Origin of the sequence: Bradyrhizobium jicamae (assembly GCF_001440395.1) — a bacterium.
In the GTDB taxonomy this organism is placed as follows: domain Bacteria; phylum Pseudomonadota; class Alphaproteobacteria; order Rhizobiales; family Xanthobacteraceae; genus Bradyrhizobium; species Bradyrhizobium jicamae.
Map to the genome: position 1 here is coordinate 1 of NZ_LLXZ01000217.1, position 24,288 is coordinate 24,288.

The 24,288-nt window shown below is 62.5% G+C and carries 28 protein-coding genes and 1 pseudogene; 17 read left to right on the forward strand and 12 right to left on the reverse strand.

Annotated features, from left to right (window positions below; genetic code table 11):
- From CQ12_RS45805 to CQ12_RS38045, 5 genes and pseudogenes are all read left to right on the forward strand, one after another.
- Positions 1-201, forward strand: a pseudogene (locus CQ12_RS45805) (hypothetical protein); the annotation flags it as partial.
- A gap of 63 nt (positions 202-264) precedes the next feature.
- A complete protein-coding gene (gene msrB / locus CQ12_RS38030; RefSeq protein WP_057840354.1) occupies positions 265-765 on the forward strand; it encodes a peptide-methionine (R)-S-oxide reductase MsrB in 501 nt (166 codons plus the stop codon).
- A gap of 188 nt (positions 766-953) precedes the next feature.
- Entirely contained in the window at positions 954-2,765 is a 1,812-nt protein-coding gene (locus CQ12_RS38035) for a flagellar hook-basal body complex protein (RefSeq protein ID WP_057840355.1), read from the forward strand.
- A 47-nt stretch (positions 2,766-2,812) separates the two neighbouring features.
- The gene (gene flgK / locus CQ12_RS38040) at positions 2,813-4,696 is read left to right on the forward strand and encodes a flagellar hook-associated protein FlgK (protein WP_057840356.1); all 1,884 of its coding nucleotides are present in this window, start codon (positions 2,813-2,815) and stop codon (positions 4,694-4,696) included.
- A 7-nt stretch (positions 4,697-4,703) separates the two neighbouring features.
- A complete protein-coding gene (locus CQ12_RS38045) occupies positions 4,704-6,581 on the forward strand; it encodes a flagellar protein (protein ID WP_057840357.1) in 1,878 nt (625 codons plus the stop codon).
- A gap of 66 nt (positions 6,582-6,647) precedes the next feature.
- Here CQ12_RS38045 and flbT read toward each other — a convergent pair whose 3' ends face one another.
- Positions 6,648-7,076, reverse strand: coding sequence for a flagellar biosynthesis repressor FlbT (gene flbT, locus CQ12_RS38050; RefSeq protein WP_057840358.1), 429 nt, complete (start codon positions 7,074-7,076; stop codon positions 6,648-6,650).
- A gap of 730 nt (positions 7,077-7,806) precedes the next feature.
- Here flbT and flaF point away from each other — a divergent pair.
- Together flaF and CQ12_RS38060 are read left to right on the forward strand one after the other, a co-directional pair.
- A complete protein-coding gene (gene flaF / locus CQ12_RS38055; RefSeq protein WP_057840359.1) occupies positions 7,807-8,172 on the forward strand; it encodes a flagellar biosynthesis regulator FlaF in 366 nt (121 codons plus the stop codon).
- Positions 8,173-8,184: 12 nt separating this feature from the next.
- Positions 8,185-8,547 (forward strand): hypothetical protein, encoded by a 363-nt coding sequence (locus CQ12_RS38060; protein ID WP_057840360.1) that lies wholly within the window; start codon positions 8,185-8,187, stop codon positions 8,545-8,547.
- A 73-nt stretch (positions 8,548-8,620) separates the two neighbouring features.
- Here CQ12_RS38060 and CQ12_RS38065 read toward each other — a convergent pair whose 3' ends face one another.
- The 4 genes from CQ12_RS38065 to CQ12_RS38080 form a co-directional block, all read right to left on the reverse strand.
- Entirely contained in the window at positions 8,621-9,001 is a 381-nt protein-coding gene (locus CQ12_RS38065) for a hypothetical protein (protein WP_057840361.1), read from the reverse strand.
- Positions 9,002-9,159: 158 nt separating this feature from the next.
- Positions 9,160-9,663 carry a hypothetical protein gene (locus CQ12_RS38070; protein WP_157088739.1) on the reverse strand — a complete coding sequence of 168 codons (504 nt, stop codon included), beginning with the start codon at positions 9,661-9,663 and terminating at the stop codon, positions 9,160-9,162.
- A 17-nt stretch (positions 9,664-9,680) separates the two neighbouring features.
- Complete coding sequence (gene flgJ, locus CQ12_RS38075; protein WP_057840362.1) at positions 9,681-10,037, reverse strand: flagellar assembly peptidoglycan hydrolase FlgJ; 357 nt, start codon at positions 10,035-10,037, stop codon at positions 9,681-9,683.
- Positions 10,037-11,161 carry a flagellar basal body P-ring protein FlgI gene (locus CQ12_RS38080; protein WP_057840363.1) on the reverse strand — a complete coding sequence of 375 codons (1,125 nt, stop codon included), beginning with the start codon at positions 11,159-11,161 and terminating at the stop codon, positions 10,037-10,039. The genes flgJ and CQ12_RS38080 overlap by 1 nt, the downstream gene beginning before the upstream one ends.
- Before the next feature lie 269 nt (positions 11,162-11,430).
- Between CQ12_RS38080 and CQ12_RS38085 the strand changes: the two genes are divergently transcribed.
- On the forward strand, positions 11,431-11,847 hold the full coding sequence (locus tag CQ12_RS38085; protein WP_057840364.1) for a flagellar assembly protein FliX: 417 nt from the start codon (positions 11,431-11,433) through the stop codon (positions 11,845-11,847).
- A 34-nt stretch (positions 11,848-11,881) separates the two neighbouring features.
- Here CQ12_RS38085 and CQ12_RS38090 read toward each other — a convergent pair whose 3' ends face one another.
- Positions 11,882-12,271 carry a winged helix-turn-helix transcriptional regulator gene (locus tag CQ12_RS38090; RefSeq protein WP_057840365.1) on the reverse strand — a complete coding sequence of 130 codons (390 nt, stop codon included), beginning with the start codon at positions 12,269-12,271 and terminating at the stop codon, positions 11,882-11,884.
- A gap of 114 nt (positions 12,272-12,385) precedes the next feature.
- On the opposite strand from CQ12_RS38090, the gene CQ12_RS38095 reads away from it, so the two are divergent.
- The 4 genes from CQ12_RS38095 to CQ12_RS38110 all read left to right on the forward strand — a co-directional run bounded on the left by CQ12_RS38095 (position 12,386) and on the right by CQ12_RS38110 (position 15,233).
- Positions 12,386-12,997: an NAD(P)-dependent oxidoreductase gene (locus tag CQ12_RS38095; RefSeq protein ID WP_057840366.1), complete on the forward strand. Its 612-nt coding sequence runs from the start codon at positions 12,386-12,388 to the stop codon at positions 12,995-12,997.
- A 200-nt stretch (positions 12,998-13,197) separates the two neighbouring features.
- The gene (gene dksA / locus CQ12_RS38100) at positions 13,198-13,563 is read left to right on the forward strand and encodes an RNA polymerase-binding protein DksA (protein ID WP_092509290.1); all 366 of its coding nucleotides are present in this window, start codon (positions 13,198-13,200) and stop codon (positions 13,561-13,563) included.
- 64 nt (positions 13,564-13,627) lie between these two features.
- Positions 13,628-14,413 carry a 2-keto-4-pentenoate hydratase gene (locus tag CQ12_RS38105; protein ID WP_057840367.1) on the forward strand — a complete coding sequence of 262 codons (786 nt, stop codon included), beginning with the start codon at positions 13,628-13,630 and terminating at the stop codon, positions 14,411-14,413.
- 7 nt (positions 14,414-14,420) lie between these two features.
- Positions 14,421-15,233, forward strand: a complete 813-nt coding sequence (locus CQ12_RS38110) for a hypothetical protein (protein WP_057840368.1) — start codon at positions 14,421-14,423, stop codon at positions 15,231-15,233.
- 4 nt (positions 15,234-15,237) lie between these two features.
- Here CQ12_RS38110 and CQ12_RS38115 read toward each other — a convergent pair whose 3' ends face one another.
- The gene (locus tag CQ12_RS38115) at positions 15,238-15,642 is read right to left on the reverse strand and encodes a ClpXP protease specificity-enhancing factor SspB (protein WP_057840369.1); all 405 of its coding nucleotides are present in this window, start codon (positions 15,640-15,642) and stop codon (positions 15,238-15,240) included.
- A 426-nt stretch (positions 15,643-16,068) separates the two neighbouring features.
- Between CQ12_RS38115 and CQ12_RS44675 the strand changes: the two genes are divergently transcribed.
- Positions 16,069-16,350, forward strand: coding sequence for a hypothetical protein (locus CQ12_RS44675; RefSeq protein ID WP_157088740.1), 282 nt, complete (start codon positions 16,069-16,071; stop codon positions 16,348-16,350).
- Here the strand turns inward: CQ12_RS44675 and CQ12_RS38120 are convergent.
- The gene (locus CQ12_RS38120; protein ID WP_057840370.1) at positions 16,332-16,691 is read right to left on the reverse strand and encodes a PRC-barrel domain-containing protein; all 360 of its coding nucleotides are present in this window, start codon (positions 16,689-16,691) and stop codon (positions 16,332-16,334) included. The two genes, CQ12_RS44675 and CQ12_RS38120, sit on opposite strands and share 19 nt — an antisense overlap.
- A gap of 299 nt (positions 16,692-16,990) precedes the next feature.
- Here CQ12_RS38120 and CQ12_RS38125 point away from each other — a divergent pair, with 299 nt between their 5' ends.
- From CQ12_RS38125 to CQ12_RS38140, 4 genes are all read left to right on the forward strand, one after another.
- The gene (locus CQ12_RS38125; protein ID WP_057840371.1) at positions 16,991-17,248 is read left to right on the forward strand and encodes a DUF3551 domain-containing protein; all 258 of its coding nucleotides are present in this window, start codon (positions 16,991-16,993) and stop codon (positions 17,246-17,248) included.
- A gap of 293 nt (positions 17,249-17,541) precedes the next feature.
- Positions 17,542-18,495 (forward strand): Bug family tripartite tricarboxylate transporter substrate binding protein, encoded by a 954-nt coding sequence (locus CQ12_RS38130; protein WP_063799884.1) that lies wholly within the window; start codon positions 17,542-17,544, stop codon positions 18,493-18,495.
- A complete protein-coding gene (locus tag CQ12_RS38135) occupies positions 18,492-18,965 on the forward strand; it encodes a tripartite tricarboxylate transporter TctB family protein (RefSeq protein WP_057840373.1) in 474 nt (157 codons plus the stop codon). Before CQ12_RS38130 ends, CQ12_RS38135 begins: the two co-directional genes overlap by 4 nt.
- Entirely contained in the window at positions 18,965-20,488 is a 1,524-nt protein-coding gene (locus CQ12_RS38140; RefSeq protein WP_057840374.1) for a tripartite tricarboxylate transporter permease, read from the forward strand. The genes CQ12_RS38135 and CQ12_RS38140 overlap by 1 nt, the downstream gene beginning before the upstream one ends.
- A 143-nt stretch (positions 20,489-20,631) precedes the next feature.
- On the opposite strand, the gene flgH is transcribed toward CQ12_RS38140, so the two are convergent.
- The 4 genes from flgH to flgF are packed head-to-tail and all read right to left on the reverse strand — an operon-like array spanning position 20,632 to position 24,065.
- Positions 20,632-21,384: a flagellar basal body L-ring protein FlgH gene (gene flgH / locus CQ12_RS38145; RefSeq protein WP_057840375.1), complete on the reverse strand. Its 753-nt coding sequence runs from the start codon at positions 21,382-21,384 to the stop codon at positions 20,632-20,634.
- 5 nt (positions 21,385-21,389) lie between these two features.
- A complete protein-coding gene (gene flgA / locus CQ12_RS38150) occupies positions 21,390-22,484 on the reverse strand; it encodes a flagellar basal body P-ring formation chaperone FlgA (protein WP_057840376.1) in 1,095 nt (364 codons plus the stop codon).
- Between the two features lie 9 nt (positions 22,485-22,493).
- Positions 22,494-23,282, reverse strand: a complete 789-nt coding sequence (gene flgG / locus CQ12_RS38155) for a flagellar basal-body rod protein FlgG (RefSeq protein ID WP_057840377.1) — start codon at positions 23,280-23,282, stop codon at positions 22,494-22,496.
- 18 nt (positions 23,283-23,300) lie between these two features.
- Complete coding sequence (gene flgF, locus CQ12_RS38160; RefSeq protein ID WP_057840378.1) at positions 23,301-24,065, reverse strand: flagellar basal-body rod protein FlgF; 765 nt, start codon at positions 24,063-24,065, stop codon at positions 23,301-23,303.
- Positions 24,066-24,288 lie beyond the last annotated feature (223 nt).

A 24,288-nucleotide genomic window follows, 5' to 3' on the forward strand; every position in this document is an offset into this window, starting at 1 on the left:
GTGCGTGAGGCGCGCCTGGCCGAGGCCAACCGGCAGGCCGGTACCAGATCACCGCACCGTCCGTCGCCGGGCGCGCCACGTCCGGTGCGGCCGCCGCCGCCGAGGCCGGCGGAACCGCAGGACGGCGGGATGTCCGCCATGGCCTCGCAGGACAGCATGCCCTCGCAGGAAAGTGAGAAGATCCGGGACGGTTCCGTGTAACGTCGGCGGAGCTGGCCCGTATTTGATGGCGAACCGTTACGTCCGCCCCGCACGGAGATTGCCATGTTCGACCGCCGTATTCTGCTCGCATCCGTGGCCGGCCTGTTTGGCCTGGCCGCTTTCCGCTGGCTGCGCACCACGCCGGCGCAGGCTGCCGAGAAGTTCGAGGTGGAAAAGACCGACGCCGAATGGCGCGCGCAGCTCACGCCGCAGCAATATGAAATCCTCCGCAAGCACGGCACCGAGCGGCCGGGCTCGAGCCCGCTGTTGAAGGAAAAGCGCAAGGGCATTTTTGCCTGCGCCGGCTGCGATCTGCCGCTGTTCTCCTCGGACACCAAGTATGACAGCGGCACCGGCTGGCCGAGTTTCTGGCAGCCGCTCGACAATGCGCTCGGCAAGACCGAGGACCGCACCTTCGGCATGGTGCGCACCGAAGTGCATTGCCGTCGCTGCGGCGGCCACCTCGGCCACGTCTTCGACGATGGGCCAAAACCAACCGGTTTGCGCTATTGCATCGATGGATTTGGCATGGTGTTTCACCCCGCCGGGCCCTCGGCATCGTAAGCCGCACACCCGGCAATTGTTGCCCCGCCCGGCAAATGTGCCCCGGTCCCCGGACCGGGGCTTTTTTCTTAAGATATTGATTTTTATCGATTTTGTAGTTTGGCACAACGCTTGCGACACGTTCTCCCGACGCGGCCTGGGATCACCTGGATCGGCCAGCCGCCCGGATCGAATTTGGAGAACATGTCATGGGTATCTTCGGCGCTCTCACCACCGCGGTCGGCGGCCTTCGCGCCAACTCCTACGCACTGGAAAACGTCTCGGGCAACATCGCCAACTCGCAGACCACGGCGTTCAAGCGCATCGATACCTCGTTCCTCGATCTCATCCCGCAGACCGCCACCACCTCACAGCTTGCCGGCGGCGTCACCACGCAATCCCGCTCCACCAACTCGGTGCAGGGCGACGTTCAGACGGCGTCGGTCGCCACCTTCATGGCGATCAACGGCAACGGCTTTTTCGCGGTGCAAAAGCCGGGCAACTTCACCGACGGGACGCCGGTGTTCGACGGCGTCGACCGCTTCACCCGTCGCGGCGACTTTCAGCTCGACAAGAGCGGCTATCTCGTCAACGGCGCCGGCTACTACCTGCAGGGCGTGCCGATCGACCCGACCACGGGCAACCCGTCCGGCAGCTCGCCGCAGGTTCTAAGGTTCCAGAACGACTTCCTGCCGGCGCAGCAGACCACCCGAATCGACTATCGCGCCAACCTCGCCAGCTATCCGCTGACCACCAAGCATGACGTTTCCGTTCCTGGATCGGAATTGATCGCGCCGGGATCATATAGCACCGGACATAATCCGCTGGCGCTCGGCACCCCTTCGGCGCCCTATACCGACGCCTCCAGGAGTGGCACCACCCAGAACAACAAGGCGACGCCGTCGGTCGCGAACACGGCCGCGACCCTGCTCAGCGGCGCGGCCGGCACCAACTCGATCTCCACCAGTTTCGTCGCGGGCGACACCATCACGGTCAACGGCCAAACCCTCACCTTCATGGCGTCGGGCACCGCCGTCGGCGCCAACGAGATCAACGTCGACGACACCATCGGAACCTTGCTGGGCAAGATCGACGCGCTCCAGCAAACTTCAACCGCGTCCACGATCTCTGGCGGCTCGATCACGCTGCATTCCGGTACGAACTTCAATCTCACGATCTCAAGCTCGAACACCGCGGCCTGGGCTGCCCTCGGCTTTACCGGCACCGTGACGGCGCAACGCGGCGGCGGCGGCGGCGTCGGCACCGGCCAGGTCGTCGGCAACGACAACTCGACATTCCTCGCCGAGTCGATAGCGGGTGGTGCGGTCACGACCTACGACGTCTCCGGCGCGCCGGTGAACCTGCAGTTCCGCTGGGCCAAGGTCGACAGCGCTTCGCTTGGCGCCGGCCACACCGACACATGGAACCTGTTCTACCAGGTCAATCCCAACGCAACCGGCACCCAGGTCTCGTGGCAGAACGTCAATACCAACTTCACCTTCTCGGCGTCGGGCCAGATGACACCGGCGATTCCGTCGGTGGAGCTTACCAATGCCGTCGTCAACGGCGTCGCGCTGGGTAGTCCCGTCATCAACTTCGGCACTGGCGGCGTTACCCAGTTCGCGGATGCCAACGGCAACGTCCAGGTCAACCAGATCCAGCAGGACGGCTTCCCGGCCGGCCAGTTGCAGTCCGTCGGCGTCGGCACCAACGGCCGCATCGTCGGCAACTATTCCAACGGTCGTAACCTCGACCTCGCCGAAATCTCGGTCGCGACCTTCAATGGCACCAACTTCCTCAAGCGCGTCAATGGCGGCGCGTTCGAAATGACCGACGGATCCGGACAGGCGCTGTATGGCAAGGCCGGAACCATCGTCGGCTCGTCGCTGGAAGGATCAAACACCGATATCGCCGACGAGTTCACCAAGCTGATCGTTACCCAGCAGGCCTATTCGGCCAACACCAAGGTGATCACGACTTCCAACACGATGGTGCAGGACCTCCTGAACGTACTGCGCTGATCGGCGACGGTGCGTTCGTGAATGCGATTTGAGATGGGCAATTAGTCATGGGTTTGAGTCAGGCTCTCTCTACCGCGATGTCCGGCTTGCGCGCGACGCAAGCCGCGATCGCGTTGGTCGGATCGAACGTCGCCAACGCGGAAACGCCTGGTTACGTCAGGAAGTCGATCATCCAATCCGCCGGCGTGACCGGCGACTACGGCTCGAGTGTTCTGCTCCACGGTGTCGACCGTCAGCTCGACCAGTATCTGCAGACGCAGCTGCGCACCGAAACCTCGGGCGCGGCCTATGCCGATATCCGTTCGACCTTTCTCCAAAATCTGCAGAACGTCTACGGCAATCCGGCCGAAACCGGCACCATCGAGGATTCCTTCAACAAGCTCCTGACCGCCTTCCAGGGTCTGCAGACCAGCCCGGATTCGCAGTCGGCTCGAATCGGTGCAGTCGCCGCCGCGCAGACGATGGCGCAGACGCTCAATGCGGCGACGCAGGGAATTCAGGCGCTTCGCGCCAATGCCGAGATGGGCATCAACGATTCCATCATGACCGCGAACAACGCGATGGCCCAGATCGCGTTCATCAACAACCAGCTCCAGAACAACGGCAAGACCGACGCTGCGACGGCGTCGCTGCTGGATCAGCGCGATCAATACATCACGCAATTGTCGAGCCTGATGGACATCAGGACGGTCGTAAACGACCTCAACCAGGTGACCGTGTTCACGAACTCCGGCGTGCAACTGGTCGGGACCGAGGCGGCGCAGCTCACGTTCAATCCCCAGGGCACGATGACGCCCAACACGTTGTACAACGTCGACCCGACCAAGAACAACGTCGGCACCATCACGATCAATTTCCCCCATGGCGGCAGCTACGATCTGGTCTCCACGAATTCGATTCGCTCGGGCAAGATCGCCGCCTATCTCGAGCTGCGCGACAATACGCTGGTGAAAGCGCAGACGCAGATCGACCAGTTCGCAGCGTCGATGTCGAGTGCGCTGTCGGACAAGACCACCGCAGGCACCGCCGCTCCCGCGTCCGTCCTGCCGCAGGTCGGCTATGATCTCGATCTGACGGGATTGCAGTCTGGCAATGTCATTAACGTCAGCTACAAGGACAACACCACCGGCATCACGCACAATCTCTCGATCGTGCGCGTTGACGATCCGAGCGTGCTGCCGCTGAGCAATACCTCGACGCTCGATCCGAACGACCAAGTGCTCGGCATCGATTTTTCCGGCGGCATGGCATCGGTCGTTTCCCAACTCAACGCGGCGTTGGGCTCGACCGCCAACCTTCAGTTCTCGAACCCGTCGGGTTCGACTTTGCGGGTGCTGGACGATGGCGCGACAAATCGGTCCGATGTCCTTGCGGCGTCCGTCACCACGACGATGTCGTCGCTTACAAGCGGCAACCCGCAGCTTCCGCTGTTCACCGACAATGGTGGGCTTTTCAGCGGCGCAATTACCGCCAACGGTTCGCAGATGACGGGTCTCGCCGGCCGCATCAGCGTCAATACCGCTCTGCTCGGCGATCCCTCGCGCACCATCGTGTTTTCCACCAGCCCGCTCACGGCCGCGGGCGACACCACGCGCGCCGACTTCATTCTCGCGCAATTGCAGACGGGCAGCTATCGCTATTCGCCGCAGACCGGCATCGGGACCACCGGCGCTCCGTTCACCGGCACGCTGGTCAACTTTGCCAAGCAGTTCATCAGCCAGCAGGGCGAAGCCGCGACTGCAGCCAAGCAACTCGCGGACGGACAATCCGTGGTGTTGAATACCCTGCAGAAGAAGGTGACCGATGCGTCGGGCGTCAATATCGACGACGAGATGGCGCATCTGCTTGCGCTGCAGAATGCCTATTCCGCCAACGCGCGCGTGATGTCGTCCATCAAGCAGATGTACGACACATTGATCCAGGCCATGTGAGGGTATCATGTCGATCGATGGCGTTAACGGCAGGACGTCCTATATCGGGACCTCGATCCTCAATATCCGCAAGCAGCTCGACGATCTGACGCAGCAGCTCGCCAGCGGCCGGGTCTCGACGACCTATGCGGGGCAGGGCGCCAATCGCGGCTTCGCGCTGAGCCTGCGCGCGCAGGTCAGCAGCATTGATGCGTTCGCCGACACGGCAAAGAACGTCAACACAAGGCTCAGTGTCGTCAATCTGGCGCTGCAGGGAATGATCGACATCGGTAAGTCAGTGAAGAGCGCGGCGAGTACGTCGACCATCGTGCTCAACAACAACGGTCAGACCTCCGGCCAGATCGCTGCGCAGGCCGCGTTCTCGAATGCGGTGTCGCTGCTCAACAGCCAGGCGGGCGACCGCTATCTGTTTTCCGGCCGCACGACCGACACGGCAGCGACGGTTCCGGCGGACGTAATGCTCGATGGCGTGGGAACCCAGGCCGGTTTGAAGCAACTGATCAACGAACGCCGCCAGGCCGATCAGGGGGTCGGCAACATGGCGCATCTGACGGTCTCGTCGCCGCCGTTGACGACCACCGTGACCAGCCTGGCCGAGGATGGTTCATCGTTCGGGTTGAAGCTTTCTTCGATCAGCCCATCGCTGACGGGAGCGACCGTGACGCAGCCCACCGGCGCGCCGCCGGCCGTCACCATCGATCTCGGCGCCGTCAATCCGAACGATGGCGACAAGATCACGTTCAACTTCAACCTGCCCGACGGTACCACCGAATCGATCGCGCTGACCGCAACGACGACGAACCCGCCGCCGGCCGGCTCGTTTCTGATTGGCGTCGATACGGCCGCAACGACTGCGAACCTGCAGGCGGCGATGACGTCTTCGATCCAGACGCTGAGCGATACCTCGCTGGTTGCCGCCTCGGCGATCACTGCGTCCGAGAACTTCTTCAATCCGTCAGCGACCATCGTTGGAAGCGCCGTTAACAACCAGAATACCGTGCCGGGACCAATCACCGGCGCGACGCTGCTTTCCGGTGCCGCTGGAACAGATTCGCTCTCAGCCAGCTTTGCGGCGGGCGATACCATCACGGTAAATGGCACGCCGATAACCTTCGTCGCATCCGGCGCCACCGGCAACCAGCTCAATATCACCGACAGCGTGCAGACCTTGCTGGCCAAGATCGATTCGATCACCGGGACCACGACGTCATCGACGGTCACGGGCGGCACGATTGCGCTGCATGGTGGTGACGGCGCTGCTCTTTCGATCTCTAGCTCGAACGCCGCAGCGTTCGCGGCGCTTGGCTTCAGCGGCACGCCGAGTGCAGATCCGGCGCCGCTGCGGGTCGATGGCCCGCCGTTTGCTACTGCCACCAATTTGATCGGCGGCACTTCGACAAACACGGTGTCGTGGTACACCGGCGAAGTCGGAGCTGATCCGGCGCGTGGCACGGCGATTGCGCGCATCGACCAGGCGGTCACGGTGCAATATGGCGCGCGCGCCAACGAACAGGCGCTGCGCTATCAGTTGCAGAATATCGCGGTGTATGCCGCGGTGACGAGCAACGCCAACAATCCGAATTCGAAGGCGCAGGTGAACGCGCTGCAGCAGCGGATCTCGGCGAACCTGGCGCCGCAGAACGGACAGCAATCGATTCAGGACATGCAGGCGGAGTTCGCCGGCGCGCAGAACGCCATCAAGGCTTCGACTGACCGCCAGACCCAGCTCAAGGGAATGGCGCAAACCATGCTCGACCAGATCGAGGGCATCAACCAGGACGAGGTGGCGACCAAGATCTTGGCACTGCAAACCGCGCTGCAGGCCTCGTATCAAACGACGTCGATGCTTTATCAGACCTCGTTGACCAAGTTCATGCCAGTCTGATCGATCGGTTTCGCACTCAAGCAAGAAAACCCGCCTTGGCCTTTTACCTTGAAGCGATGTGATTGGCTAAGCGGACTTGCGATCTGGCTGCTCGGACGATTGCAGCTTGCGGGCGCCCTCCAGGATCTGCTCTTCATGGCCGATCAACTTTTTCGCTTCCTTCAGCGCATGATAGAGATCACCATTCAGGGTATGGTTGTTGATGCTCTCGATGAACGGCCATGCGCTTGGCATTGTCGCGATGATGTCGCGCACCAGGCTGAAGTAGGCCGGATGGTGCGCCATCGGATCCGGCGACAGGTACATCAGCTGCACGGCGAGATAGACCAGCTTGGCCGGCGTGTCGGCAATTTCGGGTGTGAGAATGTCTTTCTCACGCAGGATCGGAATCCTGTCGCCGTCGATAAGCAGCCTAGCGCGTTGATCGGTGTTGGTGATCACGCAGGCACCGATGATGATGCGCTCGTGCGGTTTGAGCTCGACTTTCAAGGCCATGCCTGTTCTCCCTTTGGCGCACTTCGCGCGCTGTCGTGCCCGCCGGCCGATTCGGCATCCTTCCCGATGATGGTTAACCAATGGTGAAGATGCGATTCGTGCCCATTTGACGGGCTTTTCTGCGTGCGGCCCGTAGGAATACGGGATTGCAGGGCTGACAGGCGCGATCACCTTCACGACAGCGTCGGCCCTGGTCGATGCGACGTCAACCTGCACGACTTCATCGATAATTTCTGCGACGAACAGAGTTGTCATCAACCCCGGACGCTGCTGCGTACGCAGGCTTTCGCCTTGGATTCGAACCACTGGCCCACACCAACGAGGAAGCGACGGGCAGCTTAGGCCCTGTCGACCGGAGCCGGTGTGCGCGCCGGCACCGCCAACCAGTCGCAGCACAGCGTGTAGCAGCTCCTACGCCAGATGGACGGCAATCCTCTCAATGGTCAAGGAGCGACCCCCGCCGTCTTTCTTTATGATGATGGATTCTATTCGCTCGAGAAACAAAAGGCGCCGACTTGAACAAAAGCGCTGAAGCAGAAAATTTGGCATTCGATCTTAATTCCATCAGAACCTGATGGTCGGCATGCTGCCGCAAATATGGATTTTTGCCGGACTGCCGACACAATCGGTAACTCTTGCTAACCATATTTAAAGGCGCAACCTGTATGAAAGTTAGGCAGTTTTTCGAAGTCCCGCGGTGCCCTGCGAACCGCTCCCATCGAGGTTATGAATGTCTAATGCAGCCCAAGCCTACGCTCGTACGTCGCAAACTACGTCGTCCCCCCGTGAGATCGAAGCGCAGGCGCTGCTGAAGGCCGCACGACAGCTCCAGGAGGTTCAGACCAACTGGGCCGGTCCGGGCCAGGCCATGGAGAACGCGCTGTTGTTCAATCGCCGGCTTTGGTCAATCTTCATGAGCGCGGCGCAGGCCGACGAAAACCCGCAGTCGATCGAGGTGCGTCAGAACATCGCCAACATCGGCGTGTTCGTGATGAAGCAGACTGTAGACATGCAGTTGAATCCGGATCCGGCCAAGCTGAAGTCGCTGATCGATATCAACTGCAATCTGGCCGCTGGCCTGTCCGGTCGCGGCTAACCGGTTCGTTAGATGGCCGACGTCTGGAGCATCATCTCAGCCAACTACAAGACGGTGGGAATGACCGTCCCGTCCAATACTCCGTACGTGGCGGTCGATCCCAATCTCTATGAAGGAAGCTGGACAGGAAAATACTCCGACCAGAAAACGTTCAAGATCACGGTCTCGAACGTCACGGGATTCCGCGCCAAGGTGCAGTACCAGAGCGGTGGCACCAACAAATACCAGGAAGTGCTGATCAAGGACAATGCGTTTCGGATAGGCGACACCAAGTTCGCGCTGACGGCCAACAATACGGCGCTGATCAAGAACGTCGTGACCGATGCCGCCAGCGGACAGACTTATCTCGATCAGGCATACGCGAAGCGTTCATAAGCCGCTGGCGCAGCAAAGCCCGCGATCACCGACTGCGTATGCCGGTCCTATCGCCAAATCGAAACCGAAGCGGTCAAGCCTTGCGGTCGGTTGCGCGAAGGCGCTGCGGCGCATCCCTGGTCAGATCGAGGGTGTGGAAATAGGCGCGGCGGCGCAGCACGGCTTCCTCGGGAAACTGCTTCACGACCTGGCTCGTCTTGACGTCGACGACCTGATAGACGACGGCGCGTGCATCGCGGTCGATCACGACCTGGTTGGATACCGCAGGATTCGAAATGGAAATGCGGACCGCGGCGGAATCGGTGCCGGCGCGCGCACTTGCATCGACTGCCGAGACGCTCTGGCTCGCCGGCAGTTCGGTCGCGACCGCATGTTGTGCCGCCTCGCTCACGTGCTGAACGATCGGCGCGGCAACCGGTGCCCCCACCGGTTTGATGTTGAAATCTGTACTCATGGCAGCCTCCGGGCTTGCTGCGAGTCAAATCCAACCCCTCATCGGTTGCAATATAGCCGGGCACCCCTCAACGCGGCGTTAGGGAACACGCTGAATCCCGCTCTGACGCGGCCGCGCAAATTTGGTGAAAATTGTAGATAACCGAGAACGCGCTTCGCTTACAGCGAACGGCTGACCGAGAGCGGGGTGATGTTGCGTGGGCCGGGAGCTGCGCGTTGTCCTGCAGCCGTGTAGGTGCTCGGAATGTTCTTGCGCTGGATTTCGGTGTTGACGCCGCGCACGATGCCTTCGGATACCGCGTGCGCGGTCGCAAGCACGGTGAGATTGATCTGCAGCATGGCGCGGAAAGTGTCGTGATGGCGGCGCAGGGTGGCCAGCAGCTCCGGCGATACCTGCGCCAGATATTTTTGCGCGTTCTTCAGATTCTCGACCGCGACCATGTAGCGCCGCGACAGCTCGCCCTTTTTCTCTTCCAGCCGCATCGCCTCGCGCACGTTGCCGGCGCGCACCAGTTCGGTCTCGCGCTCGATGATGCCGAGCAGCGCGCTCATCACCTCCATCAGCTCTTCCGCGAGCTTGCGCGCCTCGGCCGGCGTCGAGATCGATCTTGCTGGTGCTGGTGCTGGTGCTGGTGCTGGCTGGGCCTGGGGACGCTGATTCATGTCGGGTTTCCTTTGGATCAGCCGGCGCGATTGGCTTGCTGCAGGATCAAGGTGCGGAAGACGTCGTTGGAAATGCCGATGCCACCGGACTTGGTAAAGGACTTCGAGTATTCGTCCGTCAGCATCGAGCGCCAAACGCCGGTGCCGGGCGTGTCGCCGAACGGCCCTTCGCCTTTGACGCCGGTGGTCATCTGGGAAAACATCGAGTTGAGGAACATCGCCTCGAACTCTTCGGCCTTGGCGCGCGTCTTTTTCTGCGCTTCGGGCGAAATTTTCTTGAGTGCGTCGGCGAGCTGCGGGTCGTTACGGCCGTTGATCAGCGAAGTCTTTTTCTTCGAATATGCGCCGATGCCGTTGATAAGGCTCGTGTCCATCACATCACCTCGATGTCGGCCTGGATCGCGCCGGCGGCCTTGATCGCCTGCAGGATGCTGATCAGGTCGCGCGGACCGATGCCGAGGCCGTTGAGGCCGTCGACGAGCTGCTGCAGCGAGACGCCGTCCTTGACGACGGCGAACTTCTTGCCGTCTTCGCTGACGCTGACGCCGGTGCGCGGCGTCACCACGGTCCGGCCGCGCGACAGCGGGTTGGGCTGACTCACTTGCGGGCTTTCTGAAATCGACACGGTCAGATTGCCCTGCGCCACCGCTACGGTAGCGACGCGAACGTCGCGGCCCATCACGATGATGCCGGAGCGCTCGTCGATCACGATCTTGGCGGCGAGGTCAGGATCGACCTGCAATTGCTCGATCTCGGTCAGGAAGGCGACGACGTTGCCCTTGAATTCGGCGGGGATCGAAAGCTGCACCGTGGAGGGGTCGATCGGCTCGGCCGTCTTGACGCCGAGGAAGTCGTTGACCGCCGCTGCGATGCGCTTGGCGGTGGTGAAGTCGGCGTTGCGCAGCGCCAGCCGGACATTGGGCAGGCGATTGAGCGCGAATTCGATCTCGCGCTCGATGATGGCGCCGTTGGCGATGCGGCCGACGGTCGGAACGCCGCGGGTGATGCTGGCGGCAGCGCCTTCTGCCGCGAAGCCGGAGATCGCCAGCGAGCCTTGCGCCACCGCATAGACATTACCGTCGGCGCCGAGCAGGGGGGTGACGAGCAGCGTGCCACCGGTCAGGTTCTTGGCGTCGCCGAGCGCGGACACCGTGACATCCATCCGCGTGCCCTGGGTGCCGAACGCCGGCAGATTGCCGGTGACCATGACGGCGGCGACGTTGCCGGTGCGGATGGTGGCGCCGCGGATGTTGACGCCCATGCGCTCGAGCATCGCCTGCAGCGACTGCTTGGTGAAGGGAATGTTGTTCAGCGTGTCGCCGGTGCCGTTGAGGCCCACGACGAGGCCGTAGCCGATCAACTGGTTCTGCCGCACGCCTTCGATATTGGCGAGGTCCTTGATCCGCGACGTCGCGCCCGCGGATGAGAGCGATAGCCCCAGCGCCAGCAGCGCGGCGCAGGCCACCCAAATCAGTCTTGCCGAACGGATGCCGGGCATCCTGTGCTCCCCTCGAGAACTTCCACCCGGACCGCAGGCGCCACTCCCATGGACTGCGGTCCGCGATTAACTATGCGAGCGCCGTGCCATCTCGCGTTTTCCGAGCAATGCCTTGATATCGCTGAATGTTCGCTGGAGTCGCGATGCCACGGCGGCTTCACCACGATGGGCGAAACTGCCGCATGTCGGCAGATTTTGCCGGGCCGTTTACGCATCATTAACCATGGGAAGGCGAAGGTTCGGTCGACTCTCACAACGAGATCACCACGATGCGCATCTACGGACCGAACGGCACCACGCTTGGATCGCCCGCGAGCCACACGCGGCGGACCAGTTCGACCGGCTTCTCGCTGCCGGAAACGCCGGCTACGCCCGAAGAGCCGCGCTCGGCCACAGCACCCAAGGCCGCCGGCAACATCGATGCGCTGCTCGCGCTGCAGGGCGTCGAGGATCCAACCGAGCGCCGCAAGCGTTCGGTCGCGCGGGGCAGGGGCGCGCTCGACGTCCTCGACGAACTCAAGCTCGGGCTGCTCTCGGGCAACCTCGACGCTTCCACGGTGAACCGGCTGCGCGATGCCGCCGCCAATCTGAAATCCTCCTCCGGCGATCCTGGCCTCGATGCGGTGCTCTCCGAGATCGAGCTTCGCGTCGAAGTCGAACTGGCAAAGGCCGGACAACGGTTCTAGTCCGGTGCATGGCACTGGATGAGAGCGGGGTGATTTACGCCGCGATATCCTTGCGCGCCGCGTCGTAGCGGCGCTGTGCGTTCAACACTTCCTTCAGATTATTCTCCGCCCATTCGCGCAACGGATCGACCGCATCGGCCAGCGTCGCGCCGAGCGGGGTGATCGAATACTCGACCGTCACCGGCACAGTTGCGATCGCGCGGCGTCTCATCAATCCGTCGCGTTCAAGCGATTTGAGAACCTGGCTCAGCATCTTCTGCGAGATGCCTTCAATGGCGCGGCGTAATGCATTGAAACGCATCGGCTCGTCGCGCACGAGAAGCAGGATTAGCACCGCCCATTTGTCGCCGACGCGATCGAGGATCTGGCGTGTCGGGCATTCGGCCGAATAGGCGTTCGGGATTTTCGAATTGGCGGCTTTCACGGCGGTTACTCCGGCGTAATCAGGTGACCCAAAAGTGCTCTCTTAACAGCTACAGTCTTTTCGCTATCTAGTCACCATTGGATACCACATTCGGGTATCGCAAGGGAGACCTCCATGAAAATCGCCGTCATCGGCGCGTCCGGCAATGCCGGTTCGCGCATCACCGCCGAACTCGCCCGCCGCGGCCATGGCGTGACCGCCATCGTCCGCAATCCCGAAAAGGTCACCGCCCAGGCCGGCGTCACGCCGACCAAGGGTGACGTGATGGATCAGGCCGGGCTTGCCCGGCTGGTCACCGGCCATGACGTGGCGATCAGTTCGGTCCACTTTCTGGCCAGCGACCCGGTCAAGCTGATCGGCGCCGCCAAGGAATCGAAGGTCGGTCGCTACCTCGTCGTGGGCGGCGCCGGCAGCCTCGAGGTGGCCCCGGGCGTCCGGCTGGTCACCACCCCGGGCTTCCCCGTGGCATACAAGGCGGAGGCCGAGAAGGGCGCCGCCTTCCTCGACCTGCTTCGGGCCGAGAAGGAACTCAACTGGACCTTCCTGTCGCCCTCGGCCCTGTTTGTGGCCGGCGAGCGAACCGGCAAGTTCCGCCTCGGGACCGACCAGCTTTTGACCGCTACCGACGGCAAAAGCTCGATTTCCTTCGAGGACTTCGCAGTTGCACTCGCCGACGAAATCGAGCGCCCGGCCCATATCCGCCAGCGATTCACGGTCGGCTACTAAAGGGCGGCCCGCCCCGATAGCTTTGCCTGTGCAAGGCCTTGGGGGCGGTACTCCCACGGGGAGGTCCGATATTGTCTGTCACAACCCGCCGCTATATAAGGCCCGCGCGGACGGACAATTTTCCGCCCCGCCTTGCACGTGAAGATGGGCTGGCCTTGGAAAAGTTGAAGAATTATCGACCCTCCGAAAAAGAGCCTTTCATGAATGACCGCCAGCGCGATTATTTTCGCGCGAAGCTGCTGGCGTGGAAGGACGAGATCCTGAGGGAATCAAAGATTACCCTGCAGACCCTTCAGGAAGAGAACGTCAATCATCCTGATCTCGCTGATCGCGCCTCTTCCGAAACCGATCGCGCCATCGAATTGCGCGCCCGCGACCGCCAGCGCAAATTGATCTCCAAGATCGACGCCGCGCTGCAACGCATCGAGGACAACACCTACGGCTATTGCGAGGAGACCGGCGAGCCGATCTCGCTCAAGCGGCTGGAGGCTCGCCCCATTGCGACGCTGTCGGTGGAAGCGCAGGAACGTCACGAGAAGCGCGAGAAGGTTTATCGCGACGAGTAGGGGACCTGGCGTCTGACCGGGGTGCGGTCGGCGCTGAAGGTTGCAAAAGAGAAAGCCGCCGCTGATGGACAACATTCTTGCGGCCGCACAGACCATCGCTACTGCCCGCCGCAACCGCGCGCCGCTGGCCTCGCTTTCCGTTGACCTTGCGCCCGGCGATGAGGCGGAAGGCTATCGCATTCAGCGCGCGGTCCACGACCTGCTGCTGCCGCAGGCAGGCGAACTGGTCGGTTACAAGATCGGCTGCACCAGCGCGGTGATGCAGCAATATCTCGATATCTCCCATCCCTGCGCCGGCGGGGTGTTTGCCAAGGGCGTTCACGACAGCGGCGCCAAACTGCGTTACGGCGACTACGTCCATGTCGGTGTCGAATGCGAGATCGCGGTGCGGCTCGCACGCAATCTTGCGCCATCGGAAGCCCCGTTCACCGCTGAGTGGATGATGGAGGCGATCGAGGCCTATTTCCCCGCGATCGAGATCGTCGACGACCGCTACGTCAAATGGGAGACGATGGGCGCGCCGACGCTTGTTGCCGATGATTTCTTCGCCGCCGGCTGCGTGCTCGGCAAGGGGGTGGCGCGTATCAAGGCGCCGGACCTGCTCAAGGTCAAAGGTCGCGCCCTCGTCAACGGCAAGGAAGCCGGCAGCGGCACCGGCGCCGACGTCCTCGGCCATCCCCACAACGCGCTGGCGTGGCTTGCCAATCATCTCGCCGAGGAGGGCAAGGGCTTGCACGCCGGGCAGATCGTGCTGACCGGGAGCCTGGTGAAAACCGTGTGGCTCAACGCAGGTGATACCGTGGAGATGGAGCTCGACGGTTTGGGCACGGTGAAAGCGTCGTTCAAGTAGATTCGTAATGGCTGAAAGCGTTCCGTCGGTTCTCGAATCGGATGCCAGGGGCGAGATCGCCGAGATCTATGCCGACATCCGCAAAGTGCTTGGCACCAGCGTGGTCAATCTGATCTGGCGCAACCTCGCGACCATGCCTGGCGCGCTGCAATGGACATGGTCGACGGTGCGGCCGCTCTATCTCGGCGATGCGCCGTTGCATGCCGAAGCCGTCAGGCGAACGATCGCGCTGCCGGATTGGCCCGACTTTTCCACCGACACCTTGCTCGCTGCCGGCGTGGACGAGACCGAACGCGTGCTGATTCGTGACGTGCTCGACAGCTATCAGCATACCAATGCGCTCGCGCTCGTGGTGCTCTCGGCGCTGCTGGCGCATTACGAGCCGCGCCCGGTCGAGACGGTGAGGGCCGCCGAGACCGCGCCCAAACCATCCGGCACCAGGATCCCGGAACTGCCGCCGATGGATGCGCTCGATCCCGAAGTGGCGGCGCTGGTCGAGGAGTTAATTACATTCGGCGAAGACACCAAGCCGCAATTGATCGCGAGCATGTACCGGCATCTCGCTTACTGGCCAGCCTATCTGGCGCTGGTGCGAACCATGCTGGCGCCGCTGCAGCAGGATGGACGACTGAACGCGCTGACGCTTTCGACTCGCGCGCTTGGGCATGCGCATGGTGCCGTGCTCGCGTCACAACTGAAACCTGCCGCGCCGCCTGCTACGCTGAAGGGCGCGCTCGCATCCTGCCGCCTGTTTGTCGAGCATCCGATCGCGCGGATGAGCGGTCTTTGCGCCCTGATTCGGCGCGCGACACCGAAGTGAGGTGTCAGCCGTCGGAACACTTCAGCTCGGACTTGTCCCAGAACGCCTTGATCGCGCTGAAGGGGACCGTGAGCCGTTCCGGATTTCCGCTGAATCGCATCAGGACGTCGAAGCGGTCGTCCTTGACATTCAACTGGTCGAATTCATTCTGCAGGATGATGGTCATGTCGTCGGGATATTTCGACTTGAGGCTGGGCGACAGTCTCACACCATCGGCATGGGTGCGGAACGTGAGATTGACCGGCCGCTTGTCCGAGGCGAGCTTGAGCGTCTCGGCGATCCTCGAGCGCGCGGTCGGCCTGCTGCACGGCTCGGCGAACGCAGGCGAGGCGTGAATAAGGATCGCCATGAGGAGAAGCAGTATCGCCGCTTGCGGGCCATCCGGCACGCCGCGACATGTCGTTTCCATCACTGCTGCCACTGGAATAACTCGAGCGCCCTGCCTTAGCGAGCGAATGACAACTTGGGTGTGTGTTCGCTCACTGTTCCCGGGGGCATGCTAACCAGTTCCCTCAAAAAAGAAAGAGGGCACAGGAGCGCACGGCTTTCGTAGCACCCGCAGCCCATGTGTAACGGCGGTAAGCATACGGTAATCATGACGGGCACCCCGGCGGTGCTTTCTACGCAATGGCTGCGTTCATGTTGTTAAGCCCGTCGTACCGGCCATCGCCGGCGAGCAAATAGTTAATCGAAAGTCTGATCTGGCTTCGATGTCGTGGCATGCAGCAGACCACGCGGTCTCGCCGCCGCCAGCGTCGTTAACCAATCGTCAGGCTCCGGCGCAATCTTTCCCCGGCATCGGCTTTTTGCGACCTCAACTGTCATGGGGCCTCGCTTGCCGATCGACCGCGAGCAGGCTGCATCGCCGCTACAGGCTGATGACATAGGCGCTCATCGCCAGCAAAATTGCGACGCTTACAGCGATAATGATCAAGAAGAATTTTCCCATCGTGCTGCCCTTTCGAATGGTCCCAACGCGATGCAGCAGGAATGGTTCTCCACTACAGCAAGATGCGAGCCGGCGTTCTTGGTCACGCTTGCCAGGAAAAAAGGGCCCGCCATCGAGGCGGGCCTTGTGAAGAGCAGGCGTGACCGCGATCAGATCGCGACGCCGTAATAATCGTTGACAGCGCGGGTCCTGACCGGATCGCTCCAGTTCCACGTGTTGTCGTTGCCGTAATGCGGCGCGCCCTTGAGCTGCGCTTCCGTTACCCCGGTGACGTAGCCGCCGAGCGAGGTATCGTATTTCAGCGACTGCCAGGGCAACGGATAGTGATCGTCGCCAATGCCGAGAAAGCCGCCGAAAGACAGCACGGCGTAGGAAACCCTGCCGCTCTTCTTGTCGATCATGACGCGCTCGATCGAGCCGATCTTGTTGCCATCGGCGCCATAGACCGCAGTTCCCTCGACCTTGTCACTGCCGATCAGGTTGCCAGTTTCGTTTGCTTCCAAAGCCATGAATTTTCCTCCAGGGATTCATGGACGGCAAACGAAGGGCGTGAGGAAACGTTCCTGATGGGAAGGCTACGCATCGTCGCATGAGCGACGCGAGTCTCGCGAGCAGCAGAGTTCCTGCGTTACGTTTTGAACAGTCGCACTTGCCAGTCGAGCATTCCGGCAACTGCTCGCGGAGCGACGAGGTTTGAGGCGCAGCGGCATCGCGCCATCACCTAACAGTGACACGCGCGGTGTGAAATAGCTCACGCAGCGATTCCGAGATCGGCGCAACGAATGCCGCATTAGCGTAGGAGGGAAACATGCGTATCGTATTTGTTGCCTTCGTGACATCGGCAGTTGTCTGCCTGGCCGGCATAAGCGCGGCTTCGGCCAAGGACTATCCTTATTGCATTCAGGGTGACGAATTCGCCGGCGGGGCGGGCGAGTGCAGCTACTGGACCATGGCGCAGTGCCAGGCCGCGGCTTCGGGCCGGACGGCTTCTTGTACAGAAAACCGCAATTTCGGCGCCAACGCCGAATTCATCGACAAGAACCGCTCGCGTCGTCGTCCACACTGAAGTCGGACGGCGCGACAGGCATTCGTTGCCTTCGCCATGCATCGTTCAAAACGACCGCGGCCTCCGCCCAAGGGAGCTAGCGAGGGCCGCGTTGAACATCTCCGCCGCGCCTAGGTTCGCAACGAGATGTGGGAGCTCGGACTTCAAAACCAGCGCGGCAGCACCACGTCCATCACGTGCTGGCCGTAGCGCGCATGCGAGCCGCCGCAGGGCTTTCCCCTGCAGGGCTCGGCTGTTATTATCCCCGAAAGAGAGCCTGAAAGGCCCACGAGACGACACCGGGAGGATGACGGATGGCAAGGACATTGGTAACGATGGCCGGCGCTGCCGCGCTGCTGGCTGCTTTATCGGCGCCGGCGATGGCGCAATATCCCGAGCGCCCAATCAAGATGATCGTGCCATGGGCCGCGGGCGGCGATACCGACAATATCTTCCGGCCGTTCGCCGCCGAACTTCAAAAGCACATCGGCCAACCCGTGGTCGTCGCCAATGTCAGCGGCGCATCCGGCACCACCGGCGCGCGGGAGGCCAAGGCTGCGGCGCCCGATGGCTATACGGTCTACGCTGTGCACGACTATATCCATCTGACGTTCTACGCGGGCATCAGTGATGTCAAATACAGCGACTTCGAGCCGATCTGCCTGGTCTCGGCGACACCTTCGGTGCTGACCGCGAGTGCCAAAACGCCCTGGAAGAACTGGCAGGAGCTCGCCGACGACGCCAAGAAGCGGCCGGGCGAGATCACCGTCGGCGCCACGCTCGGCTCGACCAGCCATATCTTCCCGGCAATGATCGAGAAGGCGGCCGGCGTGAAATTCAAGTTCGTGTCTTACGACGGCCTGGCTCCGCGCATGAACGCGCTGCTCGGTGGCCACGTCAACCTCACGGACTCGAACCTGACGCAGAAGGGCAAGGTCGAAGCCGGCGTGCTGCGCTACATCGCGATCGCGAGCGAGAAGCGCGATCCGGAAGCGCCCGACGTGCCGACGCTCAAGGAGCTCGGCATGAACATCGTGTACGAAGTAGCGCGCGGCATCTTCGTCCCCAAAGGGACGCCGGCGCCGGTGCGCGCCAGGCTCGAGGAGGGCTGCGTCAAGGCAACCAAGGAGCCGAGCTTCGCTCAAGCGATGAAAGTGCAGGGCACTCGCGTGGCGTTCCTCAATGCCAATGACTATGCGCAGTTCCTCGCCAGGATCGACAACGAGAACAAGGTTGTCATGACCGATCTCGGCCTGATCAAAAAATGAGTATCGGCCGCGATGGAATTACCGGACTGATCCTGCTCGCGGTCAGCCTGTTCCTCCTGGTCAAGTCCTTCCAGCTTCCGTCCCTTCCCATCGTTCCGGTCGGGCCGGGCTTTTACCCGGCCATCGTGCTGTCGTTGATGGCGGCCGCGAGTGCGCTGCTGGTCCTGCAGGATCTCCTGAAGCGCCGCACGCCGGCCGGCGCGAGCGACGCGCCGCGACGAAATTATCGTCTGGTCGTGATCGCATTCGCGATCGTCGGCGCCTATGTGGCGCTGCTGCCGTTTTTGGGATTTCGCATCGCCACGGTCTTGTTCGTCGGCGCGTTGCAGGCCGCATTGGATCGCCCACGAACGGTGCGGCAATGGGTTGTGCTCGCCACGATCGCGCTTGGCACCGCTGTGATGAGCTATTTCATCTTCGAACGATACCTGCTGGTGCTGCTGCCACGCGGTGCGTGGACGGGTTTCTGATGCTCGATCTGCTCTGGAACGGCCTCGTCAACATCGCCCAGTGGAAATACTTGTTGCCGCTGTTTGCCGGCACGCTCATCGGCGTGATCGGCGGCTCTCTTCCGGGCGTCACCATCACGATGACTGTCATCGTAGTGCTGCCGTTCACCTATGGGCTCGATCCGCTGGCAGGCCTTGCGGCGATGACCGGCGTGTATGTCGGCGGATCGACCGGCGGCCTCATCGCCTGCTGCCTGCTCGGTATTCCCGGCTCGCCTTCATCGATCGCTACCACGTTCGACGGCTTTCCAATGGCGCGCAACGGCGAACCGGGCCGCGCCATCTGGCTCGGCGTCTGGGCTTCGGTCTGGGGCGGCTTGCTGGGCGCTCTGTTCCTCGTGTTTCTCACCGGGCCGCTTGCGGCGATCGCGCTGGAATTCGGGCCGTGGGAGTACTTCTCCCTGTTCGTGCTCGCGATGGCGATGGTCGCGGGTCTCAGCGAATCGTCACTGCTGAAGGGACTGATCTCGACTGCCATCGGCTTGTTGATCACGGTGGTCGGGCACGACCCGATCGGCAGCGTGCCGCGCTTCACCTTCGGCTCGGCGTTCATCGGCGGCGGCTTTCCGTTTCTCCCGGTGCTGATCGGCATTTTCGCCTTCGCGCAGATCATGACCGATCTGGAGAAGCTGAATTCGCCGCGCGGCGAGGCGCTGCAATCGCCGGCCGGGGTCAGACTCGAGCGCTTCTCGCACCTCAAGGTGAACCTGGAAATCTTCAAGCAGCCATTCCTGCTCGCGTGGTCAACGATCGTCGGGCTGATCATCGGGATACTGCCTGCCATCGGCGGCAGCGCATCGAGCGTCATGGCCTATGACCAGGCCAAGAAATTCTCCAAAACGCCGAATCGTTTCGGCAAGGGCCATCCCGAGGGCATCATTGCTTCGGAAGCCTCGAACAACGCCAATGTCAGCGGCTCACTGATGACCATCATGGCATTCGGCATTCCCGGTGATGCCGTCACCGCCGTGATGCTCGGCGCGATGACGATCCACGGCATTCAGTCGGGACCGCTGTTCATCTCGCAAAACCCCGATATCGCCTATGGCATCTATGCGGCCTACATTCTGGCGCATCCCTGCATGCTGCTGATCTGCCTCGCACTGATGCCGCTGATGCTGCGCGTGACGTCGGTGCGGATGGCGGTGCTGGCGCCGGTCGTGCTCGTGCTCTGTGTTGTCGGCGCCTACGCGCTTAACAACACCATGCAGAGCGTCTACGTGCTGCTGCTGTTCGGCGTCGTCGGCTACATGCTGGTCAAGCTCGGCTTTCCGCTCGCGCCGCTGATCCTCGGCCTGATTCTCGGCGACCAGATCGAGATCAACCTTGTGCGTGCGATCATGACCGACGCAAATCCCTGGCTCTTCCTGACGCGGCCGATTTCCTGTCTGCTACTGCTGGCGGCGGCGAGTTCGGTCGGGCTGGCCATATGGCAGCACTGGCGCCACCAGACCAGGATGGCTGGGGAAGAGCCGGATTTTTGAACAGAGGCGATGGTGTCCTTAAATTGCGACAGCGAGGTCGCCATTCCCAGCATTCAGCCAAACGACCACGGCCTCCGCCAGGGGAGCTGACGGAGGCCGCATCGCGCCTAGGTTCGCGATGGAGTGTGGGAGCTCTGAGAAAACTAGAACGGCAGCAGCACGTCCATCACCTGCTGGCCGTAGCGGGGTTGCTGCACGTCGGTGATCTGGCCGCGGCCGCCATAGGCGATGCGGGCCTGCGCGATCTTGGTGGAATCGATGGTGTTGTCGCTCTGGATGTCTTCGGGGCGGACGATGCCGGCCACGATCAGTTCGCGGATTTCGAAGTTGACGCGGATCTCCTGCTTGCCTTCGACCACGAGATTGCCGTTCGGCAGCACCTGCGTCACCACGGCGGCGACGTTGGTGGTCAGCGATTCCTGGCGATTGACCGAGCCCTTGCCATCGCTCGACGACGTCGAGTCCGTGGTCAGGATTTTGCCGGGCAAAACCTTGAGCGGCTGCGTGATCGTCTGGGAGCCGATGAAGTCGGAAATTCCGGAGTCTTCCTTGGCGGTGCGGCTGCGCTGGGTCTCGTTGGACAGATTGGCCTTGTCGGTGATGTTGACGGTCACCGTCAGCAGATCGCCGATGCGGGCCGCGCGCTGATCCTTGAAGAAGGCGCGGCTGCCGTTCCGCCACAGCGAGTTGGCGTTGTAGGAAGCCTGCTCCGGTTTCGGCATCGGCATCTGCACCGGCTTGTATCCGGGCTGCGTGGTCGGGTTCTCGATCTCCGTCAGTCTCGGCTTCTCGCCGATCTGGGAGAGACGGTCGATCGAGGAACAACCGCTCGCGGCGGCGGCCAGCGACAGCATGGCGCCAGTGAAAATGATGCGGTTGAGACGGGGGACTGACATTTACTTTACTCGGCTTTTGAAGCGGCTGGCGAACTGACGGTGGCGACGGCGATGGGAGCGGCAGGGCTGAGCGAGGAGGTGGCATCGCTGGTTTGCGCCGGACGGGCCGCCGCCGGCGTAATCGAGACGGGGGTGATGGAGACCTGGCCGCGGCCGATCACGGTGCCGGACACGGTGCGCTTCGACTGCAGGTTCATGACGCTGACAACGTCGCCCTCGGTGCCGTTGTCCAGCGCCTTGCCGCGCATGGTGAGATAGATTCCGGTCGTCTCGTAGATCAGCGTGACGTTCTGGTCGCGCTGCACCAGATCAGGCTTGGCGAGATCCGCGGTCTTGATCGCCTGGGCGGCGCGGAGCTGGCGGCGCGCCTGCATGCCCACGGCGCGTTCGCGCGCGGCCGCATCGGTGCCGACTTCCGCCTTGGGGCGCCGCTCGATCACTACGTCGGACGATTTCAGGATTTCATTGCGCTCGACATTGCGCGTCAGCACCGCGGCTTCGACCGTCTCGATCGCCGTGCCGGTGAAACGCAGCTTGACCGGCGCCGCGCCGTTCTCATTGGCGATTTCAAACGTGACGTCGAAGCGGCCGTTGCGGTTGTCGTAACGCACGATCGTCGGCTGCGGGCTGCCGCTGAAGCCTGAATCCAGCCTGACGTCGCCGGGATCGCGGTCGAAGGTCAGCGCCAGATTGGCGGCGTCGCCGAGGCCATTGCGGCGCTCCAGCGCGCGCGCGACCTGCAGCTCGATGTCCCTGGCTTCGAGCGTACGGGCCAGCCGCGTCACCGAAACTTCCTTGAGGTCCCGGGTGTCGACGCCGATCACATGATGGGCGCGCAGGGTGTTGAGTACCTGCGCCACCGGCAGCGAGCCGGTGGTGCCCAGGTCCGGGGCGCGGTAGATCGCGATCTGCCCGGCGCTGCCGGCATTGTCGATGACGTCGCCGATCCGCACCAGATCTCCCGACACCTGCACATTGGCGCGCAGCATGGGGGCGGCGATCGCGTTGCGGTTCGCAAGAGCGTCCTGGGTCTGCGCGACTGCGGTCGCGCTCGATGCGGCGATCAGGGCAGCGGCCAGAAGGAGGGGGCGGACGATCATGGTCAGTGCTCAGCGAAACATGTTGGAGGTGGATTGCAGCATCTGGTCGGCCGCGCTGATGACCTTCGCGTTCATCTCATAGGCACGCTGCGCGGCGATCAGGTCGGAGATTTCGGTCACTACCTCGACGTTGGCCTGTTCGAGGTTGCCCTGCTGCATGTCGCCAAAACCGTCGGTGTTGGCGACGCCGTCCTGCGGCGTGCCGGAGGCCGGGGTGTCCGTGAACAGGTTGTCGCCGATCGGGTTGAGGCCGGCCTTGTTGATGAAGCGCGTCAGGCCGATCTGGCCGACCAGCGTCGGCGTGGTCGAGCCCGGCAGCATCACGGTGACCTGACCCTGCGCGTTGATGGTGATCGCCGAGGAATTCTGCGGGATCGTGATCGTCGGCTGCACCGGGTTGCCCTGGGCGGTGACGACGCGGCCCTGCGCGTCCATCATGAACGAGCCGTCGCGGGTGTAGGCATAGGTACCGTCGGGCACCTGGATCTTGAAGAAACCTTCGCCGCGGATCGCAATGTCGAGATCGTTGCCGGTCGGCGACAGCGTGCCCTGGCCCATCAGGCGCGGCGTGCCGACGGTCTTGACGCCGCCGCCGATGTCGACACCGACCGGCAGGATGGTGCCCTGGTCGGAGGCCTGCGCGCCGACGCGGCGCACGTGATCGTAGATCAAATCCTGAAACGCAGCCCGCTGCTTCTTGTAGCCGGTGGTGCGCATATTGGCGATGTTGTTGGAGATCACCTGAACGTTGAGTTCCTGTGCCGCCATGCCGGTCGCTGCTGTGTAGAGTGCGCGCATCGATCTGTTCCTTGAGCGTTATGCCGGGACGTCGGCGAGTTTCTCGACGGCGGTGCGGTGCAAGTCGTGCTGCTGTTGCAGCATCGCCGAGATCTGGGTGTAGGTGCGCGTGATCTCGATGAGGCGGCTCATTTCGTGGACGGAATTGACGTTCGACTTCTCGATGTAGCCCTGGTTCACCCGCGAGGTGACGTCGGGCTGGGGTGCGATGCCCTGGCCCGCGGAGTAGAGGTTGCCGCCTTCCTTCACGAGCTTCTGCGGGTCCGCAAAAGAGACCAGGCGCAGCTTGCCGCGGACCGTGTCGGTGCGGCCGGTGCCCTCGACGACTGTGATGTTGCCGTCGGCCGCGATGTTGATCGACTTGTCGGTCGGCTGGAACACGATCGGGCCGGATGTACCCTGTACCAGATCGCCGCTCGTGGTCACGAGCTGGCCCTGGTTGTTGACCTGCAGGCCGCCGTCGCGGGTGTAGCGCTCGCCGGCCGCCGTCTGCACCACCAGGAACGCCTTGCCGTCGATCGCAATATCGAGCGGGTTCTTGGTATGCTCGGAGGGGCCGGCCGCGAAATCGTGATAGGTGGCGCGGTCGTGCACGAACGAGACGCGGCGGTCGGCGCGCATGAAGTTGTCTTCATGCGCCGGCGAGCGCAGATATTCCTCGAACAGCGACCGGTCGGCCTTGAAGCCGGTCGTGTTGATGTTCGCGACGTTGTTGGCGACGACGTCCAACTGCCGTTCCAACGTCATCTTCCGCGATAGTCCGACGAGAAGCATATTCTCCATCGGTGGTTCTCCCCTTGATCGATCCGAAAACTGGCTCTCCCAAGCCTGCGGTCCGGATCCGTCGTAAACCTTTGGGCTCTCCCAAGCCGGCAGGTCACGCCGTTTACTCAGCGAAAGCCGTGCCAAGTGGGGAAGTGCTGGATTTTTAATGGGTTAGGATATTTTCGGATTGCGGCGGGGGCGGCAGAAAGGTCTTGTTGACCATGTTTGCCCGGCAGATTTT